Origin of the sequence: Lactiplantibacillus fabifermentans DSM 21115, from assembly GCF_000498955.2 — a bacterium.
GTDB classification, from domain to species: Bacteria; Bacillota; Bacilli; order Lactobacillales; family Lactobacillaceae; genus Lactiplantibacillus; species Lactiplantibacillus fabifermentans.
The window spans coordinates 25144-44934 of sequence record NZ_AYGX02000077.1 but is presented as its reverse complement, the minus strand read 5'-3'; the positions used below and the strand labels follow the sequence as shown (position 1 = coordinate 44934).

Sequence of the window (19791 nt, the reverse complement as noted above, 5' to 3'; positions counted from 1 at the left end):
GCTGATCTTTTTTGTCCGAACAGCGTTCGGATTAATTTTACAATCTACCTTATAAGGAGGTTATCATGACTTTTTATTCATACCGCTATTTGACCCATCAAAATAGCAACCATTACTTATTTCAACTCGCGGTCATTAGTATTATTATCTTAATCATCGCTTTTATTAGCTGGCGGTGGTATCGTCACCGCACCGATTTGAAGTACCGGGAATTATTCATTATCATGATTTTATTATTATTACTCTTGACCGGGATTCAATTTAACGAGTGGCAAACGTTGAAATCCAGCTTTTCGCAAAAATCACAAGTGACGCAAATCATGCAGCGAGTGGCGCAAGAAAAAGGCGTCAAGCGGTCGCAAGTTTGGTCGAACACATCTACGGTCAGCAGTGGCATGCTCATTAAGGTCAACGACCACATTTACAACGTGACGGTTAATACGGACGGCAACAGTTACACGCTGACCAAGGCCACCCCGATTAGTAGCACGATTAAGTATGTCAAGGAGGCCGATTAACATGTTTTCATATTGGGATGTCACGATTAAACTGGCCTTAGGTTTGTTAATTATCGTCTTGCAGATTAATTTATCCGGTAAAAGCAACTTAGCGCCCATCAGTGCCTTAGATCAAATGCAAAATTACGTTTTAGGGGGCATCGTCGGGGGCATGATTTATAGCACGACCGTTACCATCCTGCAGTTCGTTTTAGTGCTGTTAATCTGGTCGACCTTAATGTTAGTCCTACGTTTCTTAACGCACCACAATCGCTTCGTAAAGGGGGTAATCGACGGCAAACCGCAACTACTCATTAAAAATGGCGAATTAATGGTCGCCACCGCCTTAAAAAATGGCATGAGCGCTAACGACCTTGCCTTTCGCCTTCGAACCGAGGGCATTACCGATATTCGCTACGTCAAACGCGCCGTACTCGAACAAAACGGGCAATTAACGATTACCGAAGTGGGGGATGATTCGATTAAGTATCCATTGATTGTGGACGGTCAGTTAAATACGGATGCCTTAGAAACTGCCAATCACGATTTGGCCTGGCTCAATCAACAACTCGCCGCGCAACATTATGAAATCAGTGACGTTTACTTAGCCACTTATACGAATAAGCAATTGATTGTCTTTCCATACCAGCATTAATTTCATCAGACTAAAAAACGACTAACCTCAAGGATTAGTCGTTTTTTAGTGCCGCAATTTCGTTAAATTTAATTATTTACTTTATCGCCTAACGCCGTAATGTAAGCATAGACTTGTTGGCCGGCCGTCCCGCCTTCACCAACCGCGGTAGCAACTTGACGTAAATCTTTCTTACGTACGTCACCAATGGCAAAAATACCAGGGACGCTCGTTTCCATATGGTCGTTAGTTGGAATCCAACCATTTTCATCCGTAATACCTAAGTCACCGAAAGGCTTCGTAATCGGGTTAATCCCCACGTAAATGAAGACCCCATCAACGGCAATCTCACTGTCTTCGCCAGTCTTATTGTTGTTGACCTTTACGCCAGTAACTTTCTTGCCATCACCGACAATTTCGGTCACGTTGCTGTTCCAAACAAATTCCATCTTATCATTAGCAAAAGCGCGGTCTTGTAAGATTTGTTGCGCGCGTAATTGGTCACGACGATGAATAACGGTCACTTTGTCAGCTAATTGAGTTAAGTAGCTACCTTCTTCAATCGCGGAATCGCCACCACCAACAACCACGACATGCTTGTTACGGAAGAACGCGCCATCACAAACGGCACAGTACGAAACACCCCGGCCACCATACGTATCTTCACCAGGTACGCCTAATTTACGGTATTCAGAACCAGTCCCAATAATAATCGCTTTAGTTTCAAACGTGTCAGAATCGGTCTTGACGATCTTGATGTCGCCTTGATTTTCAACGGATTCCACACTACCATAAGCGTATTCGGCCCCAAATTGGGTTGAGGATTCATACATGTCCTTCGCCAAATCTGGACCAAGCACCGATTTGAAACCTGGGTAATTTTCGATTGCGGCGGTATTATTCATTTGGCCACCGTAGATACCGCGATCTAACAGTAACACTGATAAGTTGGCCCGTGAAGCATATAAGGCCGCCGTCATCCCAGCAGGACCGGCACCAATAATAATCACGTCGTAACTCTTTGCCATTTCTAAAGACCCCTCTCACTAAAATACTATGTGGCTTAATATACCCCCAAAAATTACATTTGTCGACTAAGTTGTTTGTACACAACTGAAAACGTTGATAACTGTGGGCATATCAATATAAAAAGATGGCCAACAAACCGCGTTGACCATCTCGTTGGAACGAATTAATTATTTAGTTGATTTCTTACTGGACGTTGGTTTAGTATCTTCCTTCGTCAACTTAACGCCTAAATCTTTAATATAAGCGCGTAAGTCATCTTTAACATCAGGATGGGTCAACCCATATTCAATGGTAGTCTTCAAATAACCGAACTTGTAACCAACATCGTGCCGGGTCCCTTTAAATTCATGGGCAAACACGCGTTGCGTCTTGTTCAAGGTATCGATGGCATCCGTTAATTGGATTTCGTCGCCCTTACCTGGTTTTTGATTTTCCAAAACATCAAAAATTTCTGGTGTTAATAAGTAACGACCGATGATTGCCAAGTCACTTGGCGCATCTTCAGGGCTTGGTTTTTCAACAAAGTTATTAACATTGTATAAACCAGGTTCTTTTTCGCTTTCAGGATTAATCACGCCGTACTTAGAAACTTCCTCGTGAGGCACCTTCATGACAGCTAACGTCGACGCATGTGTCTTGTCATAGCTGTTCATGAGTTGTTTCGTCAATGGCACTTTATCTTCCATCAAGTCATCGCCTAACATAACGACGAACGGTTCGTCGCCTACGAAAGCTTTCGCCGTTAAAACAGCGTCTCCTAAACCGCGCGGATGGGATTGACGGATGAAGTATAAGTTAATGTCAGTAGTTTCTTGAACTAACTTCAACATTTCTTCCTTGTGCTTTTCACGCAAGTTATCTTCCAATTCAGGATTGGAATCGTAGTAATCTTCAATACTACGCTTGCTCTTACCCGTTACGATAACAATGTCTTCGATACCCGACTTGCGAGCTTCGTCGACGATGAATTGAATCGTTGGCTTATCAACGATTGGTAACATTTCTTTGGGCATTGCCTTAGTGGCAGGTAAAAAACGTGTTCCTAAACCGGCGGCCGGAATGACCGCTTTTCTAACTTTCGACATGTGATAATCCTCCTAAGTATGGTGAAATAAAATATTTACACTATTGAATTTCCGGTTTACCCTCACGACGCATTAATTGTGGGATGACTTCTTTAATATCCGCACCCTTATATAATACATCATAAATCGCCTCAGTAATCGGCATTTCAATATTTTGTTGCTGTGCTAATTCATACGCGGCTTTGGTCGAAGGAATCCCTTCAATGACCATGCCCATCGTATCAATAACCGTTTGTAAATCTTGTCCGGCTCCTAATTCGTTACCTGCTCGCCAGTTGCGTGAATGCACACTAGTCGCAGTGACGATCAAGTCACCGACGCCGGACAAACCAATAAATGTTAAGGGTTCCGCACCTAACGCCACGCCCAAACGACTAATTTCGGCGAGTCCCCGCGTCATTAATGCGGCCTTGGCATCGTCACCGTAGCCTAAACCATGCAACGCCCCAGCACCCAAAGCAATGATGTTTTTAAGCGCCGCGCCTAATTCCACGCCAATGACATCATGATTCGTGTAAATGCGGAAATAGTCGTTCATAAAGGCATCTTGAACGAGTTTGGCCGCATCGTCATCCTCACTAGCTGCCGTAATCAACGTGATATCACGCTTTGCGACTTCTTCGGCATGACTTGGGCCCGATAAGACCACGATGGCTTGCCGCAAATCGGCGGGAATTTTTTCCGCCAACACTTGTGACAAGCGTTTGTGGGTGCCTAATTCAAGCCCCTTACTAGCATGCACGATAATCGGTCGGTTACCGGTTTGTGCTAACACGGCCGCCACTTGTTGGGCCACGCTACGAATTGCTTTAGTTGGCACAACGAACAAAATCGCTGCAACCCCATCGAGGGCGGCTGCCAAGTCGGAATAGGCGGTCAGTGACTCGGAATAATGAAAATCATGGACATAACGTTCATTGGTGTGGTGATCGTTTAATTCCGCCACTTGTGCAGGCGAATACGACCAAAGCCGGACCTCATTTCCGTTTTCATCCAATAAGTTCGCCAAGATGCTGCCCCACGAGCCAGCACCTAAAACGGCAATTTTTTCTGTCATCCAAATAACCCTCTTAATCTACTAATTTTCTGTGTCTACTTTTTGCCCCGAACCATCCAAATACCAGCGGTTATCGGTCAAGCGACGGCGCCGCCAAATGATCAAGCCGATACTACCAATAAATAAGACGACTGATAAGGCTTGCGAAATTCGAATGACATTAAATAACATCAGCGAATCGGTCCGCATGCCTTCGGTAAAGAACCGCCCAAACGAATACCACGCAACGTAAGCCAAGAAGACTTCGCCTTGCTTGTATAAGCCGTGCTTATGGCGCGTCGTCATTAAGAAAACGAAGCCTAATAAATCCCAAACGGATTCATATAAGAACGTGGGCTGCCGGTATGCACCATTAATGTACATCTGATTAATTAACCATTGTGGTAAATGTAACCCTTGCAAAAAGCTCAAACTGGTCACGCGACCAAAAGCTTCTTGATTCATAAAGTTACCCCACCGCCCAATACCTTGACCCATAATAACGGTCGGAGCGGCCACATCAAGCATTAACCAGACTGGGACAAACCGCGAACGACAAAATAGGACTACGACGATGGCGGCCCCAATCAGGCCCCCGTAAATGGCAATCCCACCATCCCAAATGCGAACAATCTCACCGGGATTTTGACTGTAATACGACCACTGGAAAACGACATAATACAGGCGGGCCGCAATTAACGTAAACGGTAATGCCCATAAAATCATGTCATAAATATCATCGGGTCGAATGCCGCGACGAGCGCCTTCGCGAACCGCTAACGCGACCGCAATGACAACTGCCGTCGCAATAATCACCCCATACCAGTGAACCTCAATTGGGCCAAGTTTCAACGCAATTGGGTTTAAGGCACCTAAAACGGTTTTCAAGCGCTTGCCATCTCCTTATTACTTGTGAGCGTCGTGCGCCGAATTCTCTTTGATTAAGGAGTTCAAATTATCATCAAAGACTTTAGTAGCGTCATACCCCATACTTTCAGCACGGAAGTTCATCGCCGCTGCTTCAATAATGATGGCCAAGTTCCGCCCAGTCTTAACGGGAATCGAAATTTGTGGCACTTCTACATCAAAGAATTTCCGGGACTGTTCTCCGTTTCCTAGTCTATCAAATTGCTTGTCAGGCGTCCAATTCTCTAAGTGAACGATGAGATCGATATCGGTATCTTGACGAACCGCACCGGCCCCAAATAAATTCATGACATCGATAATCCCAATCCCACGAATTTCAAGCAAATGATTTAAAATTTTAGGGGCTTCCCCCACCAAAGTTTGTTCATCTTGTTGATAAACATCGACACGATCATCTGCAATTAAACGATGGCCACGCTTGACTAATTCTAACGCCGTTTCACTCTTACCAACGCCAGAATCACCCGTAATCAAGACCCCGAGACCGTAAATATCGACTAAGACGCCGTGGACTGATTGGCGTTCTGCCAACTTACCTTCGAGGTAGTTGGTCATATTACTTAATACCCGTGATGAAGTCATTTTAGTGCCTAAAATTGGCACCCCATTTTCTTCACCGGCTTGAACAAGTTCTGCCGGCACGGGTAACCCGGTTGAAATCACAAACGCCGGGGTCGTCAATTGACACATTTTCCGAAAAATCATCAAGCGTTCATCATGGCTCATATTTTTCGAATAAGCGGTTTCAGTTTTGCCCAATAATTGGACCCGTTCACGCGGGTAATAGTTAAAGTAGCCCGTGAGTGCGAGTCCTGGACGTGAAATATCACTAGTTGTAATTTCTTTATCAGCTAATAGCTTGGCGCCATGGTAGACATCCAAGCGCGTATTCTTTACTAAGTCGGCAACAGTTACGCTTCCTGCCAAGTTAATCCCTCCCAAATCGTTCAGTTAAAAAAAGTGTAGGCGGCGAGTCCAGTGTTGCTATTACAACACTCTTTCAAGCCCCTACACTTTTTGACTGAAAACGGATCATTCCTATCTGTTAATCTTAGCACTTTAAAGCGCTTTAATCACCATTTACGCCACTCTTTGAGAAAAAATTAGACACAATGACATTGGCTAATGACATCAAAATTGAAACGACGACCGCCATTCCAAAACTTGAAAAGCCAAAGTTGCTCTTGCCGACAAAATATGACGTCAATTGCAACATAAAACCATTGATCACAATACTAAATAATCCCAACGTTATTAACGTAATTGGTAACGATAGTAATACCAAAAACGGTTTGACGGCGGCATTTAAGAATGCGAGCACAACACTTGCTATCAGCGCAATCCAAATGTTGGCGACGTGAAAATTATTTTGAAAAAATCCTGCAATCGCAATAAACAGGACGGTATTAATTAAGATACGTTTCCAAAAGCCCACTTCTCTATCACTCCATTATCTTAGTGGCGCGGATCATCCTCTTCATGGACATTATGAATCTCTTTACGTCCTTGAGGTTGTTTAGTGGCTTGGGTACTTTGACCGGAACCAGCTTGCCGCATTTGTTCAAAGAAACCAGCACGTTCTGGTTTACTTGGCATAATTGTCATCAGTAATAAGTATAACAAAATTCCAAAGCCATGGGTCGCAATCGTCAACAAGACGAATAACACCCGTAACACATTGGCATTCCATTGTAGATATTCGGCAATCCCACCTAAGACGCCGGCGATAATGCGATCATTAGATTTAGTTAATTTTTTATTAGTATTAGTTTTCATAATTAGACACCTCATTGTTTATTAGTCAGTAATGGTCTAACTACATCTTACTAAGACTAAAAGCCGGTTGCAAATGAGATGAACCGGCTTTAGAGATTATTTAAGATTAACTAAACCAAATTCGAGCTTTCCGGATTAAGTTCAATAATTTTACCGGTGTTTAAATAAACAATCCATTCCCCAACATTGGTGACCAGCGCGCCGATGCGCATCAAGTAACTGGCAACATTCAAGTAGTCAGTGGCCCCAATGACGGTGTCGGGATGGCGTTCCATCTTCGAGATCCCTTTTTCGTTGATTTTATCGTACATTTCACCAACTTTGGCATCTTTGGCGGCCACTTTGCGGGCCGCCACGTCGTCACTCTTCACATAAGCGGAGAGCATTTCTTCGACCATCTTGCGGACCCGATTACCCATTTCAGATAATTGGGCTTCAATTTCTGGAACCCGGACGTGCCCTTTGACCCGAATTGTCGCGTGGGCAATATTGCGGGCATAGTCGGCCATCCGTTCCAATTCGGAAACCGCCTTTAAAATCGTCACAATTTCCCGTAAATCGGACGTAACTGGTTGGTACAAAGCAATCATTTCAAATGATTTTTGCTCTAATTCAACTTCCCGTTCATTGATTCGGGCATCATTATCAATAATCTCTTGGGCTAATTCCCGGTCATGATCAATAAAGGCTTTCACGGCCTTTTCAATCGTTTCGCTGACCATCATCCCCATTTCGGTGAAGTTAGCATCAATATCGTTTAACTCGTCATCAAATAATCGTCGCATGGTTTTTCCTCCTAACCAAATCGTCCTGAAATATAGTCATTGGTTTCTTGTTTAACCGGATTCATAAAGATCTGTTTGGTGTCATTCACCTCAATCAACTCGCCATTCAGGAAGAACGCCGTGCGATCAGAAATTCGTGAAGCCTGCTGCATATTATGCGTAACAGTTATGATAGTGTAATCGTGTCGTAAATTCAATAGCGTCATTTCAATCATATGGCTAGAAACCGGGTCTAACGCACTGGTAGCTTCATCTAATAAGATAATATCGGGTTCGACTGCTAAGACCCGTGCAATACAAACCCGTTGTTGTTGCCCACCTGATAAAGCTAAGGCATTAACGTGTAATCGGTCTTTAACTTCATCCCAAATAGCGGCTTGTTTCAAACTTTTTTCCACGGCGGCATCCAAGGTTTCTTTATCACGGACACCGGCTAACCGTAACCCATAGACAACATTTTCATAAATTGAAAATGGAAACGGGTTCGGTTGTTGGAACACCATCCCGATTTCTTTACGCAGTTGCACGGTATCAGTCGTCGGTGCGTAGATGTTTTCACCGTTGAACTTCACATCACCAGTAATCGTAACGCCTGGAATCAAATCATTCATTCGATTCAAGCAACGTAAAAAGGTGGACTTCCCGCAACCAGATGGGCCAATTAAGGCCGTAATTCCAGTTTTTTCAAAGCTCATATTAACGCCTTTTAAGGCTTCTTTTTTGCCATAAAACAGGCTTAAATTTTCAGTCGTTAAAATTGTACTCATCCGCGGTCCTCCTAACCAAAATTACCCGAAATGTAGTCGTTCGTCAGATCAACTTTAGGGTTCGTAAAAATATCACCAGTTTCAGCATATTCTAAGACTTTCCCTAAGTTAAAGAACGCCGTGTAGTCACTAATCCGTGACGCTTGTTGCATATTATGCGTCACGATGATAATCGTGTAATTTTGCTTCAACTCCAATAAGGTATCTTCAATTTGACTCGTTGAGACCGGGTCCAAGGCACTCGCCGGTTCATCAAGCAATAAGATGTCAGGCTTAATCGCAATCGCGCGGGCAATACATAACCGTTGTTGTTGCCCACCAGATAGCGCTAAAGCACTCTTATTCAAGTCATCTTTGACTTGGTCCCACATGGCGGCTTGCCGTAACGACCGTTCCACGATTTCATCAAGTTCTTGTTTGTTATTCATCCCACGTTGCCGTAACGCAAACGCGATATTTTCATAGATGGACTTAGCAAACGGATTCGGGCGTTGGAAAACCATCCCGATATGACGCCGCATTTCATAAACGTCAATATCATTACTATTAATGTCTAAGCCCCGATACATAATCTTACCGTTAACGGTCGCAATCCGGTCATTCATCCGATTGAGCGAACGTAAATAAGTTGATTTACCAGAACCAGAAGGCCCAATTAACGCACTAATCTTGTAACGCTCGAATTGCAAGTCACCTTCTGAAATAGCTTCCGATTTACCGTAAAAGACGTGTAAATCTTCCGTCGAAAGCGCAATTTCATGGGCTTTCGGATCAAATTTCATAATATTACGTTGATCCGTGGTCATACTCGTGTTATCTGCCATTGAAAAGGCCTCCTTTATTCAGCGGTTAAATGTTTGTACAAGCGCTTGCCGAGCCAACGTGCCAAGAAGTTAAAGAGTAAGACGGCAATGATTAACACGGCCGAAGCCCCGGCTGACACAGCTTTGGCGTCAGGCATAATCCCTTCAGAGTTAATTTTCCAAATATGGACTGCCAACGTTTCGGCGGGCCGCATCGGGCTCAATGGACTACTAATATTGAACGGATTCCAGTCGCTGAAGTTTAATGCGGGGGCACTTTGACCCGCTGTATAGATTAACGCGGCAGCTTCCCCGAAAATCCGTCCGGCACTCAAGACAACCCCGGTAATGATACTTGGTAAGGCCGCGGGCACCACGATTTTAGTGACCGTTTCCCAACGTGACAAGCCTAACGCATAACCGGCTTCACGTTGATTATCATCAATATTAGCTAACGCTTCTTCAATACTACGCGTCAAAATCGGTAAGTTAAAAACGGTTAACGCAAAGGCCCCTGATAAAATCGAGAAGCCTAATTTGAATTGCACGACGAAGAACAAGTAACCGAACAACCCAACCACGACAGAAGGTAATGAACTCAAGATTTCAATCGTCGTCCGTACTAAACCCGTTAAGGTATTTTGGGGCGCGTATTCATTCAAATAGATCCCAGCCCCTAGCGAAATTGGCAGTGAAATCAATAACGCTAAGAATAACAAGTAGAAGGAATTGAACAATTGAATGCCAATCCCACCACCAGCTTCAAAAGCTAGGGCTGGTGACGTCAAGAAGTGCCAAGAAATCTCGGGCACCCCTTGAACTAAGATATAGCCTAATAAGGCCACTAAGATTAGGACAACTAGGCCCGCGACGAAATACAGAATTCCCGTTGCCAGTTTGTCAGCTCGTTTAGCGTTCATTGTTCAATTTCCCCTTTCGTCCAATATAACGAATCACTAAGTTGAAGACTAAGGACATCAACAACAGAATCATCGCTAACGACCAGAGCGCATTGTTTTGTAATGAACCCATGACCGTATTCCCAATCCCCATCGTCAAGATACTCGTTAACGTGGAAGCTGGTGAAACTAAGTTTTGTGGTAACAAGGTCGCATTCCCGATAACCATTTGTACGGCCAACGCTTCCCCAAAAGCCCGCGCCATCCCGAAGACAATCGCCGTTAACATTCCGGGAATGGCGGCCCGTAAAACGACTTTGTAAATTGTTTGCCAGCGGGTGGCCCCTAAGGCTAATGAAGCTTCCCGATAGTAACGCGGCACCGCATTCAAGGCATCCGCACTCATTGAGGTCACGGTTGGTAAGATCATGACGAATAACACAAATGTCCCGGATAAGATGCCGTAACCACTACCGCCAAAAGTATTGCGGACAAATGGTACGACAACTTGTAACCCGATAAACCCATAAACAACTGACGGAATCCCAACTAATAATTCCGTGACCGGCCGCAAGATTTGCGCCCCACGTTTTGGTGAGATTTCAGTCATAAAGACCGCCGTCCCAATCGCAAATGGCGTGGCAATCAAGGCTGATAAGATGGTAATTAAAAATGACCCGACAATCATTGGTAAGGCCCCAACAGCGGGTTGACCGTTCGTACCAGTCGTCCCGGGGTTCCATTGCGTCCCGCTCAAGAACTGCCATAGATTAATATGATTTTCAAAGAAAGTTGCTAAGCCACGTGAAGCGACAAAGTAAAAGATTAAAAAGACAACAACAATAATCAACGCCAAGCATGATAAACTCAAGATTTTACCACGGCGCTCAATTTTAGTAGCGACAGATTTTTTTAATAAGCTCGCTCGAATTTTATCCATGCGATCCCCCTCATTTCACGGTTGAAATTTTACCGGTCGCACTCCGCTGCACTTGCATATCATGGACCGAAATATAACCTAACTGTTTGACCAATTTCTTTTGAACAGCGGTTGATAAAATGTAATTAATAAATTTATTTGTTAATTGATTTGGGTGTAATCCGGTATATAAATGTTCATATGACCAAATCTTCCAATGATTATTACGGACATTGGCTTCCGTTGGCTTAACGCCATCGACGGTCACCGTAGCGACTGAACTGTCTAAGTATGAAAAGGCCACATAACTAATGGCACCCGGCGTACTCGCGACGATGGAGCGGGCCAACCCAGAAGAATCTTGTTCTTGAGAGTCAGCACTCTTACGTCCATCTAACGCATAACTTTCAAAAGTTTTCCGCGTTCCGGAACCTTGGGCCCGGTTAATTAAAACAATCGGCAAGTTCTTCCCACCAACTGCTTTCCAGTTAGTAATCTTACCCGTGAAAATTTTAATTAACTGAGCCTTCGTTAAGTTTGTGACGCCTGTTTTTTTGTTAATAATCGGGGCAATTCCGACAACGGCAACCCGATGATCTTTTAGCTTGCTCGCATCGATCCCGGATTGTTCTTCCGCAAAAATATCAGAATTACCAATCGCAACAGCTCCTGATTGAATTTGACTAAGGCCGGTACCGGAACCGCCCCCCTGCACATTAATGAAAACACCGGTATGTTCAGTACTATACTGCTCACCCGCGGCCTCGACTAACGGCTGTAAGGCGGTGGAACCAACTGCGGTGATTGACTCGCCGGCGTTAGTTTGCGTCCGGTTATGATAACCGAAACCAACTAAAACGCCAATCAAGATCAGTCCTAGTAATTGGATGACCCGACTTTTTTTCATAACAAAATACCTCCTACCCATTGCTCAATATCAATAATACAAAGTTTGTGTAAATACTTGATAGGCGTTTTGTAAAGATTGTGTAAATACATATTTCAAATACCTTTACATTACAAACCATTAGGCGGCTCAACGTTGTCCTGACGCACTTTGTCGCCATCATTAATCACCCAATCACCAACCGATTTTTTATAAAATTATTTATTTAAGCTGGGTAAAAAGCGGTCCCAATCCCATATTTTGTAAAAATTACGCAAAAAAAGTGCCTGATAACCTACCAGACACTTCATCATGATTATTCAGTTGGTTTTAACGGTAAGGTCACGGTCATCGTCGTTCCAACACCGCGTTGACTCATTACACTAATCTGACCATGCATCGCAGTCACCAGTTCTTTGACGATAGCTAGGCCTAGTCCGGTCCCACTAACCACTTGCTGTGACCGTGATGGACTAGCGCGATAAAAGCGTTCAAAGATTCGCTGCTGGTCATCGGCACTGATCCCAATCCCGGTATCTTTAACCGTCAAATACCACTGCTCAGGACTAGCTGTGGCACTAATTGTCACCGTACCGCCCGGACGATTATACTTAATTGCATTCGAAATTAAATTCTTAACGATTTGCCCGAGCTTTTGTTGATCGGCCACGACCGCAATCGCATCATCAATATTAGCCTCAACGGTCAAATGCCGTTGTTCGATTGCTTGTTGCTGGACCGACAATTCTTGACTCACCAGCCGTTTGAGCTTAACACTTTGCATCGTTAATTTGGTTGTATTTTGTGCCCGAATTCGGGATAACGATAAGACATCTTGAATCAAGTCAATTAAGCGTTGACTCTCATCGGCAATGATTTTCAAAAATTGGTCTAAGGTTTCCGGATCGTCCTTCGCCCCACCGAGTAAGGTTTCAGTAAAGCCCGCAATCGCCGTAATTGGCGTTTTCAATTCGTGACTAGCATTGCTGACAAAATCATCTTGCATTTGTTCAATCATATAAACTTCCGTAATATCATATAACATTAAGACAATTTGAAAATGAGAGCGACTATTTTGAATAAATACCGTCGTCGCTTCCACCACTTGCGTATTTGGCGCTGGCGTCAACGTGATGGTTGCCCGTTGATTTTTTTGCGTGGCTATCGTATCTTCAATCACTTTGGTCAAAGCATACAATTGAATATCTTTCGTATATAAATGCGCCACCGTATTAATCGACTGATGTAACAATTCACTCATCGCCGGGTTAGATAATTGCACTTGGCGATGGTGGTCAATGACCATTACGCCCACCGGCAAATACCGCATAATCATCATTAATTCTTTTTCTTGCAGTTCAGCGCGCCGCGTTTGACTTCGCTGATAGCTTTCCAACTGATTGACCGCTTGTGACAAACTATATAACGGATCGCTTTGTGGCAATAAAATATGCGGCGGAAATTGTTGACTGCTCATTTGGCGTAGCTTGGACTCCATGCGATCAATTGTTTTTTGCCGTTCTTTTTGTTGGTACCAGACAAAGGCCCCCTCAAAAACGGCTAAGACTAGCACCGCTAACAACAAAGCCCCGACCAAGGCCACTGACCAATGAATCGGGGAGAACTGTTGTAAGACGACTAAGCCCAACATAATGGCAAAAATATTTTCTAACGTCAGCAGGCGCACCGTCTGCTGCCATTGATTAGACATGTTCATCACCTACGAATTCATAACCGAATCCGCGGACCGTTCTAATCAAACGGGGCTTTTTCGGGTCTAGTTCAATTTTTTCACGCAAATGGGAAATATGAATATCCACGATGCGCGTTTCACTGGCGTAATCATAACCCCAAACATGATTTAAAATGGCATCACGACTTAAGACCCGGCCTTCACGTTCAATAAAGTAAACCAGTAGTTCAAACTCTTTGGGCGTTAAGCTAATATTTTCCCCATTGCGACTAACCCGATACTTATTTTGATCAATTTGTAAGTCCCCAACCGTCATGATGGCCCGATTAGCGGGCGCCGCCACACTCGGAGTCGGCTCAGTTTCTACCGGCGTGACGCGTCGAATCACCGCTTTGATCCGGGCTAACACTTCCCGCGGTGAGAAAGGTTTCGTAATATAGTCATCAGCGCCTAATTCCAAGCCAAACACTTTATCAAACTCATCACTCTTGGCCGTTACAATAATAATCGGCGTCCGAACCTTTTCTTGGCGTAAGCGTTTAGTCACTTCCATCCCATCAAGCTTTGGTAACATCAAATCTAACAAAATACACGTATACGGTTGTTGTAGTCCTAAATTTAAGGCGGCTTCCCCATCAGTGACCGTCACCACTTCATAGCCAGCTTGTTTCAAATTGTAAGACAACAACGTTACAATCGCTGGTTCATCATCTACCACTAAAATCTTATCCATGGTCGTTAATCCTCCTGATCACTGAATAACACAATCCCTAACTCGTGTGGAGCCCCATTATAAATTGCTGTTTCGGTAATAATTAACTCTTGCTGAACATTGCGAACTTTTAAATGCACGTAGGTTGGGCTTTTTAAAATTGCCGCGTAAAATTGCGCTTCCGTATGCACCGGTATCCGATTGCATTCCAAAATAATATCACCGATACTAAGGTTTAATTTATCAGCCGGCGTATGCGGCCGTAGCCCAATTACGCGCACCCCTTGATCCGTATCAGAAAACCAGAACTGCTGATGCTGATCGCGGTAACGATGCTGCGCTAACATTAGCCAAGTTAACACGGTCACCAATACAATCAGTCCGACCAGCCACTGCGGACTCCAAGTGGTGAAAAACGCAATTAGTGCGAAGACGACACTGATGGCAGCTAACCAAGCATAGTTTTTAGCCAATCGTCGCCAAGCCAAGCTTGGTAACTGTTTATAAACGCGGACGCTGGCGCCCACTAGGAGTGGCAATAGTAACACGCCAAACGACCGATTGCCAACGCTAAAGACTGGCCACCAACTTAGCGTAGCATGTAGCCAGTCACCGGGAACGAGTACCCCCACTGGGACGACTAGCAATTGTTGCCACCGATAACGGACAATTCGTTTTCCACGTTGGTCAGGTTGAATTTGTGGTGAGGCGACTTGCCGATGATGGCGCCATAAAATCGCCGCAGTCGCTAATAAAACAAGCGCTGCGAGCCACAACCCGTTGACTAAGATGCCGCTACTCATACTAGTCGTTAAGACGCCGCTACTCATACTAGTCGTTAAGACGCCATGCCGTTGCAAAACGTCACTAACACCACTGAGTTTGGGACTGTAAATCCAATAAATCAGCCAACTTACCCCAAAAACAGTCATGGGTACTAAGCCGAATGGAATCACGATTAAACTGACAATCGCTAATAGTTCATAAATCACGACCCAAACTGGTGCCACAACGATTCCTAAACCCAAACTAATAATCGTCGCGATGACGCCTAACCCTAAGCCGTCACTAAAAAAATGCCGAACTTCGAGCAATTGCGGCTCAATCGCACTGCGAAAATGATGCCGTTCATAATTCACTCGTCGTTGAGCGTTTAAATAGCTCCGCAACAACCCTAACCAAAGTAGTGGTTGTAATAAGAACAATTCGAATACTTTTAAAACCTGCATGCGCGCACTCCTAACGTTAAACTCTGAAGTTAGTATAGCATTTTTGTGGGTTCAGACCAACGCCGTTTCACCCGCTAAGTGCCTGTTATCAACGTTTTTATACTTAATTATTATAAGACTGATAATCAAAAAAATACTAAGTTAACTCACCGATAGCTAAGTCAACTTAGTATTTCAACCACTTATTGTGGATTCTTTTGGGCTAATCGCCATTGCAAATACGCATCAATAAACGGATCTAAATTACCGTCCATGACCGCCTGACCATCATGAGTTTCAAAATTCGTCCGATGGTCTTTAACCATCGTATAAGGATGGAAAACATAGGAGCGAATTTGTGAGCCCCAGCCAATGTCCATTTGCTCACCTTGAATAGCCGCCCGTTCTTGCGCTTTTTTCTCTTCTTCACGTTCATATAATTTGGCCCGCAACATATTTAACGCCGTTTGCCGGTTTTGCAATTGTGACCGCTGCGCTTGACTAGCGACCACGATACCGGTTGGAATATGCGTGATGCGTACCGCTGATGAAGTCTTGTTAACATGCTGACCACCAGCCCCGCTGGCCCGATAAACATCGACCTTCAAATCGTCTGGCCGAATATCGACATCAACCGTATCATCCAATTCTGGCATCACATCCACACTGGCAAATGACGTATGCCGGCGCCCAGCCGCGTCAAATGGCGAGATCCGCACGAGGCGATGCACGCCTTTTTCCGAGCGTAAATAACCGTACGCATTATGCCCGCTAATCAGCAAGGTGACACTCTTAATGCCGGCTTCATCACCAGCTTGATAGTCCACGGTTTCAACCGAAAAGTTGTGACTGGCTGCCCAGCGCGTATACATTCGTAAGAGCATGGCACCCCAATCTTGAGATTCCGTCCCACCAGCACCCGGATGAATTTCCAAAATCGCATTATTGCGATCATACGGACCATCTAATAACAGGTTCAACCGATATTGTTGTAAATCATGTTGTGCTTTTTCGAAATCCGTCTCAAACTCCGCTTGCATGTCGGCGTCTGGTTCTTCATTCAACAATTCGTACGCCACCGCCAAATCACCGACTTCATCGGCTAACGTCTGATAAGCATCAAACTTACCCTTTAACACGTTATTTTCATCAATGACTTTTTGGGCAGCCGCTTGGTCGTCCCAAAAACCAGGTTCGGCCATCCGGGCTTCATTTTCTTGGATGCTTTCATTCAAGGCATCTAAGTCAAAGCGACCCCCTAAAGTCGGTGACGGCGCTTTGCATTTCTTCAATCAGATGTTTATATTCACTTAATTCCACAAAGACCCCTACTTTCAACTTATTTTAGTTTGATAAAAAACGCAGTCAGGTAACTTTTACCCAACTACGTTTTCATAAAGTAATTTGTTCAATTAACGTTGGATATTTTGACGAATTTCGGACTTCATGAAGAGCCGGGTCGTATCGTAATCGATATCGGCAACCATTTCTTCAAACATCCGGTAACCATCACGTTGGTATTCAACTAATGGGTTCAACTGACCATAACCACGTAACCCGATGGATTGACGTAATTGATCCATCGCGTCAATGTGATCCGTCCAATGTGAATCGACCACGCGCAAAATAACGACTTTTTCGAATTCCAACATTTGGCCTTCATCATAAAGTTGTTTAGCTTTGTCGGCGTAAATCTTTTCAACGCGATCCATTAAGTCTTTTTCAATATCTGCTTGGGACATATCTTTTAAGTCCGCTTCGCTGATTGAATCTTCCTTAACCATTGCTGCTTGGGCAAAGTCGACAATCGCGGCTAAATCCCAAGACTTCTTATCACCTTGCGTATGCAATTGCACCGTGCGTTCAACGGTCCGCTTAATCATCGGTAAAATAACTGGCTTCAATGATTTTTCTTCTTCAATCACTTGTTGCCGTTCGCCATAAATAACTTCCCGTTGAGCCCGCATCACGTCATCATATTGCAAGACGTTCTTACGAGAATCGTAGTTGTTACCTTCAACCCGTTTTTGAGCGGATTCAACTTGGCGGGTAATCATCCGTGATTGGATAACGGCATCGTCATCTTCCACATTCATTCGTTGCAAGAAGTTCTTAATCCGTTCCGAACCGAAACGTAACATCAAGTCATCTTCCAAAGATAAGTAGAATTGTGACATACCAGGGTCACCTTGACGGCCGGCCCGGCCACGTAACTGGTTATCGATCCGTCGTGATTCATGACGTTCGGTCCCAATAACGGCTAAGCCACCCGCTTCTTTGACACCCGGTCCCAATTTAATATCAGTCCCACGACCGGCCATGTTGGTCGCAATCGTTACGGCCCCACGTTGACCAGCGTTCGCAACGATATCAGCTTCCTTCGCATGATTCTTGGCATTCAAGACCACGTGCGGAATCCCGACTTCGTCTAACCGTTGTGACAAGTATTCGGACGTTTCAACGGCCACGGTCCCAATTAACATTGGTTGGCCCTTTTCATGTAATTCTTGAATTTCTTTAACCACGGCGTTGAACTTACTGCGCAACGTTGGATAAAGCAAATCAGAACGGTCATCACGAATCATTGGCCGGTTGGTTGGTACCGTGATAACTTCCATGTTGTAAATTTCACGGAATTCTTCTTGTTCCGTCTTGGCCGTCCCAGTCATCCCAGATAACTTCTTATACATCCGGAATAAGTTTTGGTAAGTGATATTGGCCATGGTCTTAGTTTCTTCTTGGATTTCAACATGTTCCTTAGCTTCGATGGCTTGATGCAACCCATCTGAAAAGCGCCGGCCTTCCATGATCCGACCAGTAAAGGAATCAACGATCATCGCTTGACCATCAGAAATCACGTAATCTTTATCCTTCAACATGATGTAGTTGGCCCGCAAAGCTTCATCCAAGTAATGGTTTAAAGCAGTATTGTCGGTGTCATACAGGTTTTCCAAGCCAAAGTATTTTTCAGCTTTACGAATCCCGTCATCCAGTAAGGCGACCGTCTTAGATTCCAAATCAACTTTGTAATCAGTATCTTTAGTCAACGTCTTAGCGAAGCGGTCCGCCCGTTTGTACATCCCGGAAGTCCCTTCGGATTGCCCAGAAATAATTAACGGCGTCCGCGCTTCATCGATTAAAATCGAGTCAACTTCATCAATAATCGCAAAGTTCAATGGGCGTTGCACCATATCTTCTTTGTAAACGACCATGTTATCACGCAAATAGTCGAACCCAATTTCACCATTGGTTGAATAAGTAATATCTGAATTATAAGCCGCCCGTTTTTCTTCGGGAGATTTTTCAGCGCCGTTAATCCCGACACTCATCCCTAACCAATTATATAATTCACCCATTTCAGTCGCATCACGCGCTGATAAGTATTCGTTAACCGTAACGACATGGACCCCTTTACCCGAAATGGCATTCAAGTAAACCGGCATCGTGGCCGTCAAAGTTTTCCCTTCACCAGTCTTCATTTCAGCGATATCACCTTGATGTAAGACGATCCCACCTAAAATTTGGACGTGGAACGGGTATAAACCAAGCACCCGTTTGGCACCTTCACGTGCCACGGCAAATGCTTCTGGCAATAAGTCGTCTAACGACTCGCCTTCTTTATATCGTTCCCGGAATTCCGGCGTTTTTGCTTGTAAGTCAGCATCGCTTAATTTGGCGTATTCGTCAGCATAAGCTTCAACCTTATTAGCAGTCTTGTCGAGACGCCGAATAATCCGCTTGTCGCTTTCTACCCAGCGTTTTAAAATGTTGGCCATTTACGTATCCTCTCCAAAAAATCATTATCGTTATTATTTTTAGTTAGTCTAATCTCAAAATAAAGTACCATTTGTCATTTTAACATTATTTCAGCGGAATGGGAATAACGCAACCTTCATGAAACCGATACCGTGGCGATATTTACACAAACAAAACATTGTGAACGCCGACTAGCATTCACAACTGTATTTGGTAACCGTCGACATTTGTTGCTATTGACGGCGTGCTTTAGATTACGGGATAGTACAAAGAGCACCACCGTATGAAAAAACGTTTTACAACCAGTGTCCCTGATACAACCAATTAATCACTATTTTGACGGAGACCTCGAAACGGCGCCACATTTTCGCATGGCAAA

Annotated in this window: 20 protein-coding genes; 2 read left to right on the top strand and 18 right to left on the bottom strand. The window is 44.3% G+C overall.

All coding sequences use genetic code 11. From position 1 onward, the window contains the following. Positions 1 to 65: 65 nt before the first annotated feature. Positions 66 to 518, top strand: a complete 453-nt coding sequence (locus DY78_RS06880; RefSeq protein ID WP_024625458.1) for a DUF3290 family protein — start codon at positions 66 to 68, stop codon at positions 516 to 518. Position 519: 1 nt separating this feature from the next. Further along, complete coding sequence (locus tag DY78_RS06875) at positions 520 to 1152, top strand: DUF421 domain-containing protein (protein WP_024625457.1); 633 nt, start codon at positions 520 to 522, stop codon at positions 1150 to 1152. A 68-nt stretch (positions 1153 to 1220) separates the two neighbouring features. Here DY78_RS06875 and trxB read toward each other — a convergent pair whose 3' ends face one another. The 18 genes from trxB to secA form a co-directional block, all read right to left on the bottom strand. Next, positions 1221 to 2159 (bottom strand): thioredoxin-disulfide reductase, encoded by a 939-nt coding sequence (trxB, locus tag DY78_RS06870; RefSeq protein WP_024625456.1) that lies wholly within the window; start codon positions 2157 to 2159, stop codon positions 1221 to 1223. 168 nt (positions 2160 to 2327) lie between these two features. Beyond that, on the bottom strand, positions 2328 to 3245 hold the full coding sequence (galU, locus tag DY78_RS06865) for a UTP--glucose-1-phosphate uridylyltransferase GalU (RefSeq protein WP_024625455.1): 918 nt from the start codon (positions 3243 to 3245) through the stop codon (positions 2328 to 2330). A gap of 40 nt (positions 3246 to 3285) precedes the next feature. Beyond that, the gene (locus DY78_RS06860; RefSeq protein WP_024625454.1) at positions 3286 to 4302 is read right to left on the bottom strand and encodes an NAD(P)H-dependent glycerol-3-phosphate dehydrogenase; all 1017 of its coding nucleotides are present in this window, start codon (positions 4300 to 4302) and stop codon (positions 3286 to 3288) included. Positions 4303 to 4323: 21 nt separating this feature from the next. After that, complete coding sequence (lgt, locus tag DY78_RS06855; protein ID WP_024625453.1) at positions 4324 to 5169, bottom strand: prolipoprotein diacylglyceryl transferase; 846 nt, start codon at positions 5167 to 5169, stop codon at positions 4324 to 4326. Positions 5170 to 5187: 18 nt separating this feature from the next. Continuing rightward, positions 5188 to 6135, bottom strand: coding sequence for an HPr(Ser) kinase/phosphatase (gene hprK / locus DY78_RS06850; protein ID WP_024625452.1), 948 nt, complete (start codon positions 6133 to 6135; stop codon positions 5188 to 5190). Between the two features lie 142 nt (positions 6136 to 6277). Then, positions 6278 to 6643, bottom strand: coding sequence for a phage holin family protein (locus tag DY78_RS06845; protein WP_024625451.1), 366 nt, complete (start codon positions 6641 to 6643; stop codon positions 6278 to 6280). 20 nt (positions 6644 to 6663) lie between these two features. Further along, positions 6664 to 6984 (bottom strand): PspC domain-containing protein, encoded by a 321-nt coding sequence (locus DY78_RS06840; RefSeq protein ID WP_024625450.1) that lies wholly within the window; start codon positions 6982 to 6984, stop codon positions 6664 to 6666. 110 nt (positions 6985 to 7094) lie between these two features. Beyond that, positions 7095 to 7769: a phosphate signaling complex protein PhoU gene (phoU, locus tag DY78_RS06835; RefSeq protein ID WP_024625449.1), complete on the bottom strand. Its 675-nt coding sequence runs from the start codon at positions 7767 to 7769 to the stop codon at positions 7095 to 7097. A gap of 11 nt (positions 7770 to 7780) precedes the next feature. Further along, positions 7781 to 8536, bottom strand: a complete 756-nt coding sequence (gene pstB / locus DY78_RS06830) for a phosphate ABC transporter ATP-binding protein PstB (RefSeq protein ID WP_024625448.1) — start codon at positions 8534 to 8536, stop codon at positions 7781 to 7783. 11 nt (positions 8537 to 8547) lie between these two features. Continuing rightward, positions 8548 to 9360, bottom strand: a complete 813-nt coding sequence (pstB, locus tag DY78_RS06825) for a phosphate ABC transporter ATP-binding protein PstB (protein ID WP_024625447.1) — start codon at positions 9358 to 9360, stop codon at positions 8548 to 8550. Positions 9361 to 9374: 14 nt separating this feature from the next. Next, positions 9375 to 10259 carry a phosphate ABC transporter permease PstA gene (pstA, locus tag DY78_RS06820; RefSeq protein ID WP_024625446.1) on the bottom strand — a complete coding sequence of 295 codons (885 nt, stop codon included), beginning with the start codon at positions 10257 to 10259 and terminating at the stop codon, positions 9375 to 9377. Then, positions 10249 to 11178, bottom strand: a complete 930-nt coding sequence (gene pstC / locus DY78_RS06815; RefSeq protein ID WP_024625445.1) for a phosphate ABC transporter permease subunit PstC — start codon at positions 11176 to 11178, stop codon at positions 10249 to 10251. Before pstC ends, pstA begins: the two co-directional genes overlap by 11 nt. 10 nt (positions 11179 to 11188) lie before the next feature. Continuing rightward, entirely contained in the window at positions 11189 to 12064 is an 876-nt protein-coding gene (locus DY78_RS06810; RefSeq protein ID WP_024625444.1) for a phosphate ABC transporter substrate-binding protein PstS family protein, read from the bottom strand. Positions 12065 to 12359: 295 nt separating this feature from the next. Continuing rightward, positions 12360 to 13754, bottom strand: a complete 1395-nt coding sequence (pnpS, locus tag DY78_RS06805; RefSeq protein WP_024625443.1) for a two-component system histidine kinase PnpS — start codon at positions 13752 to 13754, stop codon at positions 12360 to 12362. Next, on the bottom strand, positions 13747 to 14469 hold the full coding sequence (locus DY78_RS06800; protein ID WP_024625442.1) for a response regulator transcription factor: 723 nt from the start codon (positions 14467 to 14469) through the stop codon (positions 13747 to 13749). The genes pnpS and DY78_RS06800 overlap by 8 nt, the downstream gene beginning before the upstream one ends. 5 nt (positions 14470 to 14474) lie before the next feature. Further along, on the bottom strand, positions 14475 to 15677 hold the full coding sequence (locus DY78_RS06795) for a PDZ domain-containing protein (protein ID WP_033613618.1): 1203 nt from the start codon (positions 15675 to 15677) through the stop codon (positions 14475 to 14477). Positions 15678 to 15859: 182 nt separating this feature from the next. Then, positions 15860 to 16976, bottom strand: a protein-coding gene (gene prfB / locus DY78_RS06790) for a peptide chain release factor 2 (protein WP_156093396.1) whose coding sequence is annotated in 2 segments (ribosomal slippage) — positions 15860 to 16903 and positions 16905 to 16976 — 1116 coding nt in all. Because the reading frame shifts where the segments join, the coding sequence is not laid out codon by codon here. A gap of 92 nt (positions 16977 to 17068) precedes the next feature. Next, the gene (secA, locus tag DY78_RS06785) at positions 17069 to 19432 is read right to left on the bottom strand and encodes a preprotein translocase subunit SecA (protein WP_024625438.1); all 2364 of its coding nucleotides are present in this window, start codon (positions 19430 to 19432) and stop codon (positions 17069 to 17071) included. Between the last annotated feature and the right edge of the window lie 359 nt (positions 19433 to 19791).

What these genes read in the sequence shown, in the direction of transcription:
- DY78_RS06800 (WP_024625442.1), bottom strand. Translation starts at nt 14,469, where the DNA reads ATGGATAAGATTTTAGTGGTAGATGATGAACCAGCGATTGTAACGTTG.
- DY78_RS06875 (WP_024625457.1), top strand. Translation starts at nt 520, where the DNA reads ATGTTTTCATATTGGGATGTCACGATTAAACTGGCCTTAGGTTTGTTA.
- DY78_RS06840 (WP_024625450.1), bottom strand. Translation starts at nt 6,984, where the DNA reads ATGAAAACTAATACTAATAAAAAATTAACTAAATCTAATGATCGCATT.
- DY78_RS06880 (WP_024625458.1), top strand. Translation starts at nt 66, where the DNA reads ATGACTTTTTATTCATACCGCTATTTGACCCATCAAAATAGCAACCAT.
- DY78_RS06810 (WP_024625444.1), bottom strand. Translation starts at nt 12,064, where the DNA reads ATGAAAAAAAGTCGGGTCATCCAATTACTAGGACTGATCTTGATTGGC.
- pstB (WP_024625447.1), bottom strand. Translation starts at nt 9,360, where the DNA reads ATGGCAGATAACACGAGTATGACCACGGATCAACGTAATATTATGAAA.
- pstB (WP_024625448.1), bottom strand. Translation starts at nt 8,536, where the DNA reads ATGAGTACAATTTTAACGACTGAAAATTTAAGCCTGTTTTATGGCAAA.
- pnpS (WP_024625443.1), bottom strand. Translation starts at nt 13,754, where the DNA reads ATGTCTAATCAATGGCAGCAGACGGTGCGCCTGCTGACGTTAGAAAAT.
- phoU (WP_024625449.1), bottom strand. Translation starts at nt 7,769, where the DNA reads ATGCGACGATTATTTGATGACGAGTTAAACGATATTGATGCTAACTTC.
- pstA (WP_024625446.1), bottom strand. Translation starts at nt 10,259, where the DNA reads ATGAACGCTAAACGAGCTGACAAACTGGCAACGGGAATTCTGTATTTC.
- trxB (WP_024625456.1), bottom strand. Translation starts at nt 2,159, where the DNA reads ATGGCAAAGAGTTACGACGTGATTATTATTGGTGCCGGTCCTGCTGGG.
- secA (WP_024625438.1), bottom strand. Translation starts at nt 19,432, where the DNA reads ATGGCCAACATTTTAAAACGCTGGGTAGAAAGCGACAAGCGGATTATT.
- DY78_RS06860 (WP_024625454.1), bottom strand. Translation starts at nt 4,302, where the DNA reads ATGACAGAAAAAATTGCCGTTTTAGGTGCTGGCTCGTGGGGCAGCATC.
- galU (WP_024625455.1), bottom strand. Translation starts at nt 3,245, where the DNA reads ATGTCGAAAGTTAGAAAAGCGGTCATTCCGGCCGCCGGTTTAGGAACA.
- pstC (WP_024625445.1), bottom strand. Translation starts at nt 11,178, where the DNA reads ATGGATAAAATTCGAGCGAGCTTATTAAAAAAATCTGTCGCTACTAAA.
- DY78_RS06795 (WP_033613618.1), bottom strand. Translation starts at nt 15,677, where the DNA reads ATGCAGGTTTTAAAAGTATTCGAATTGTTCTTATTACAACCACTACTT.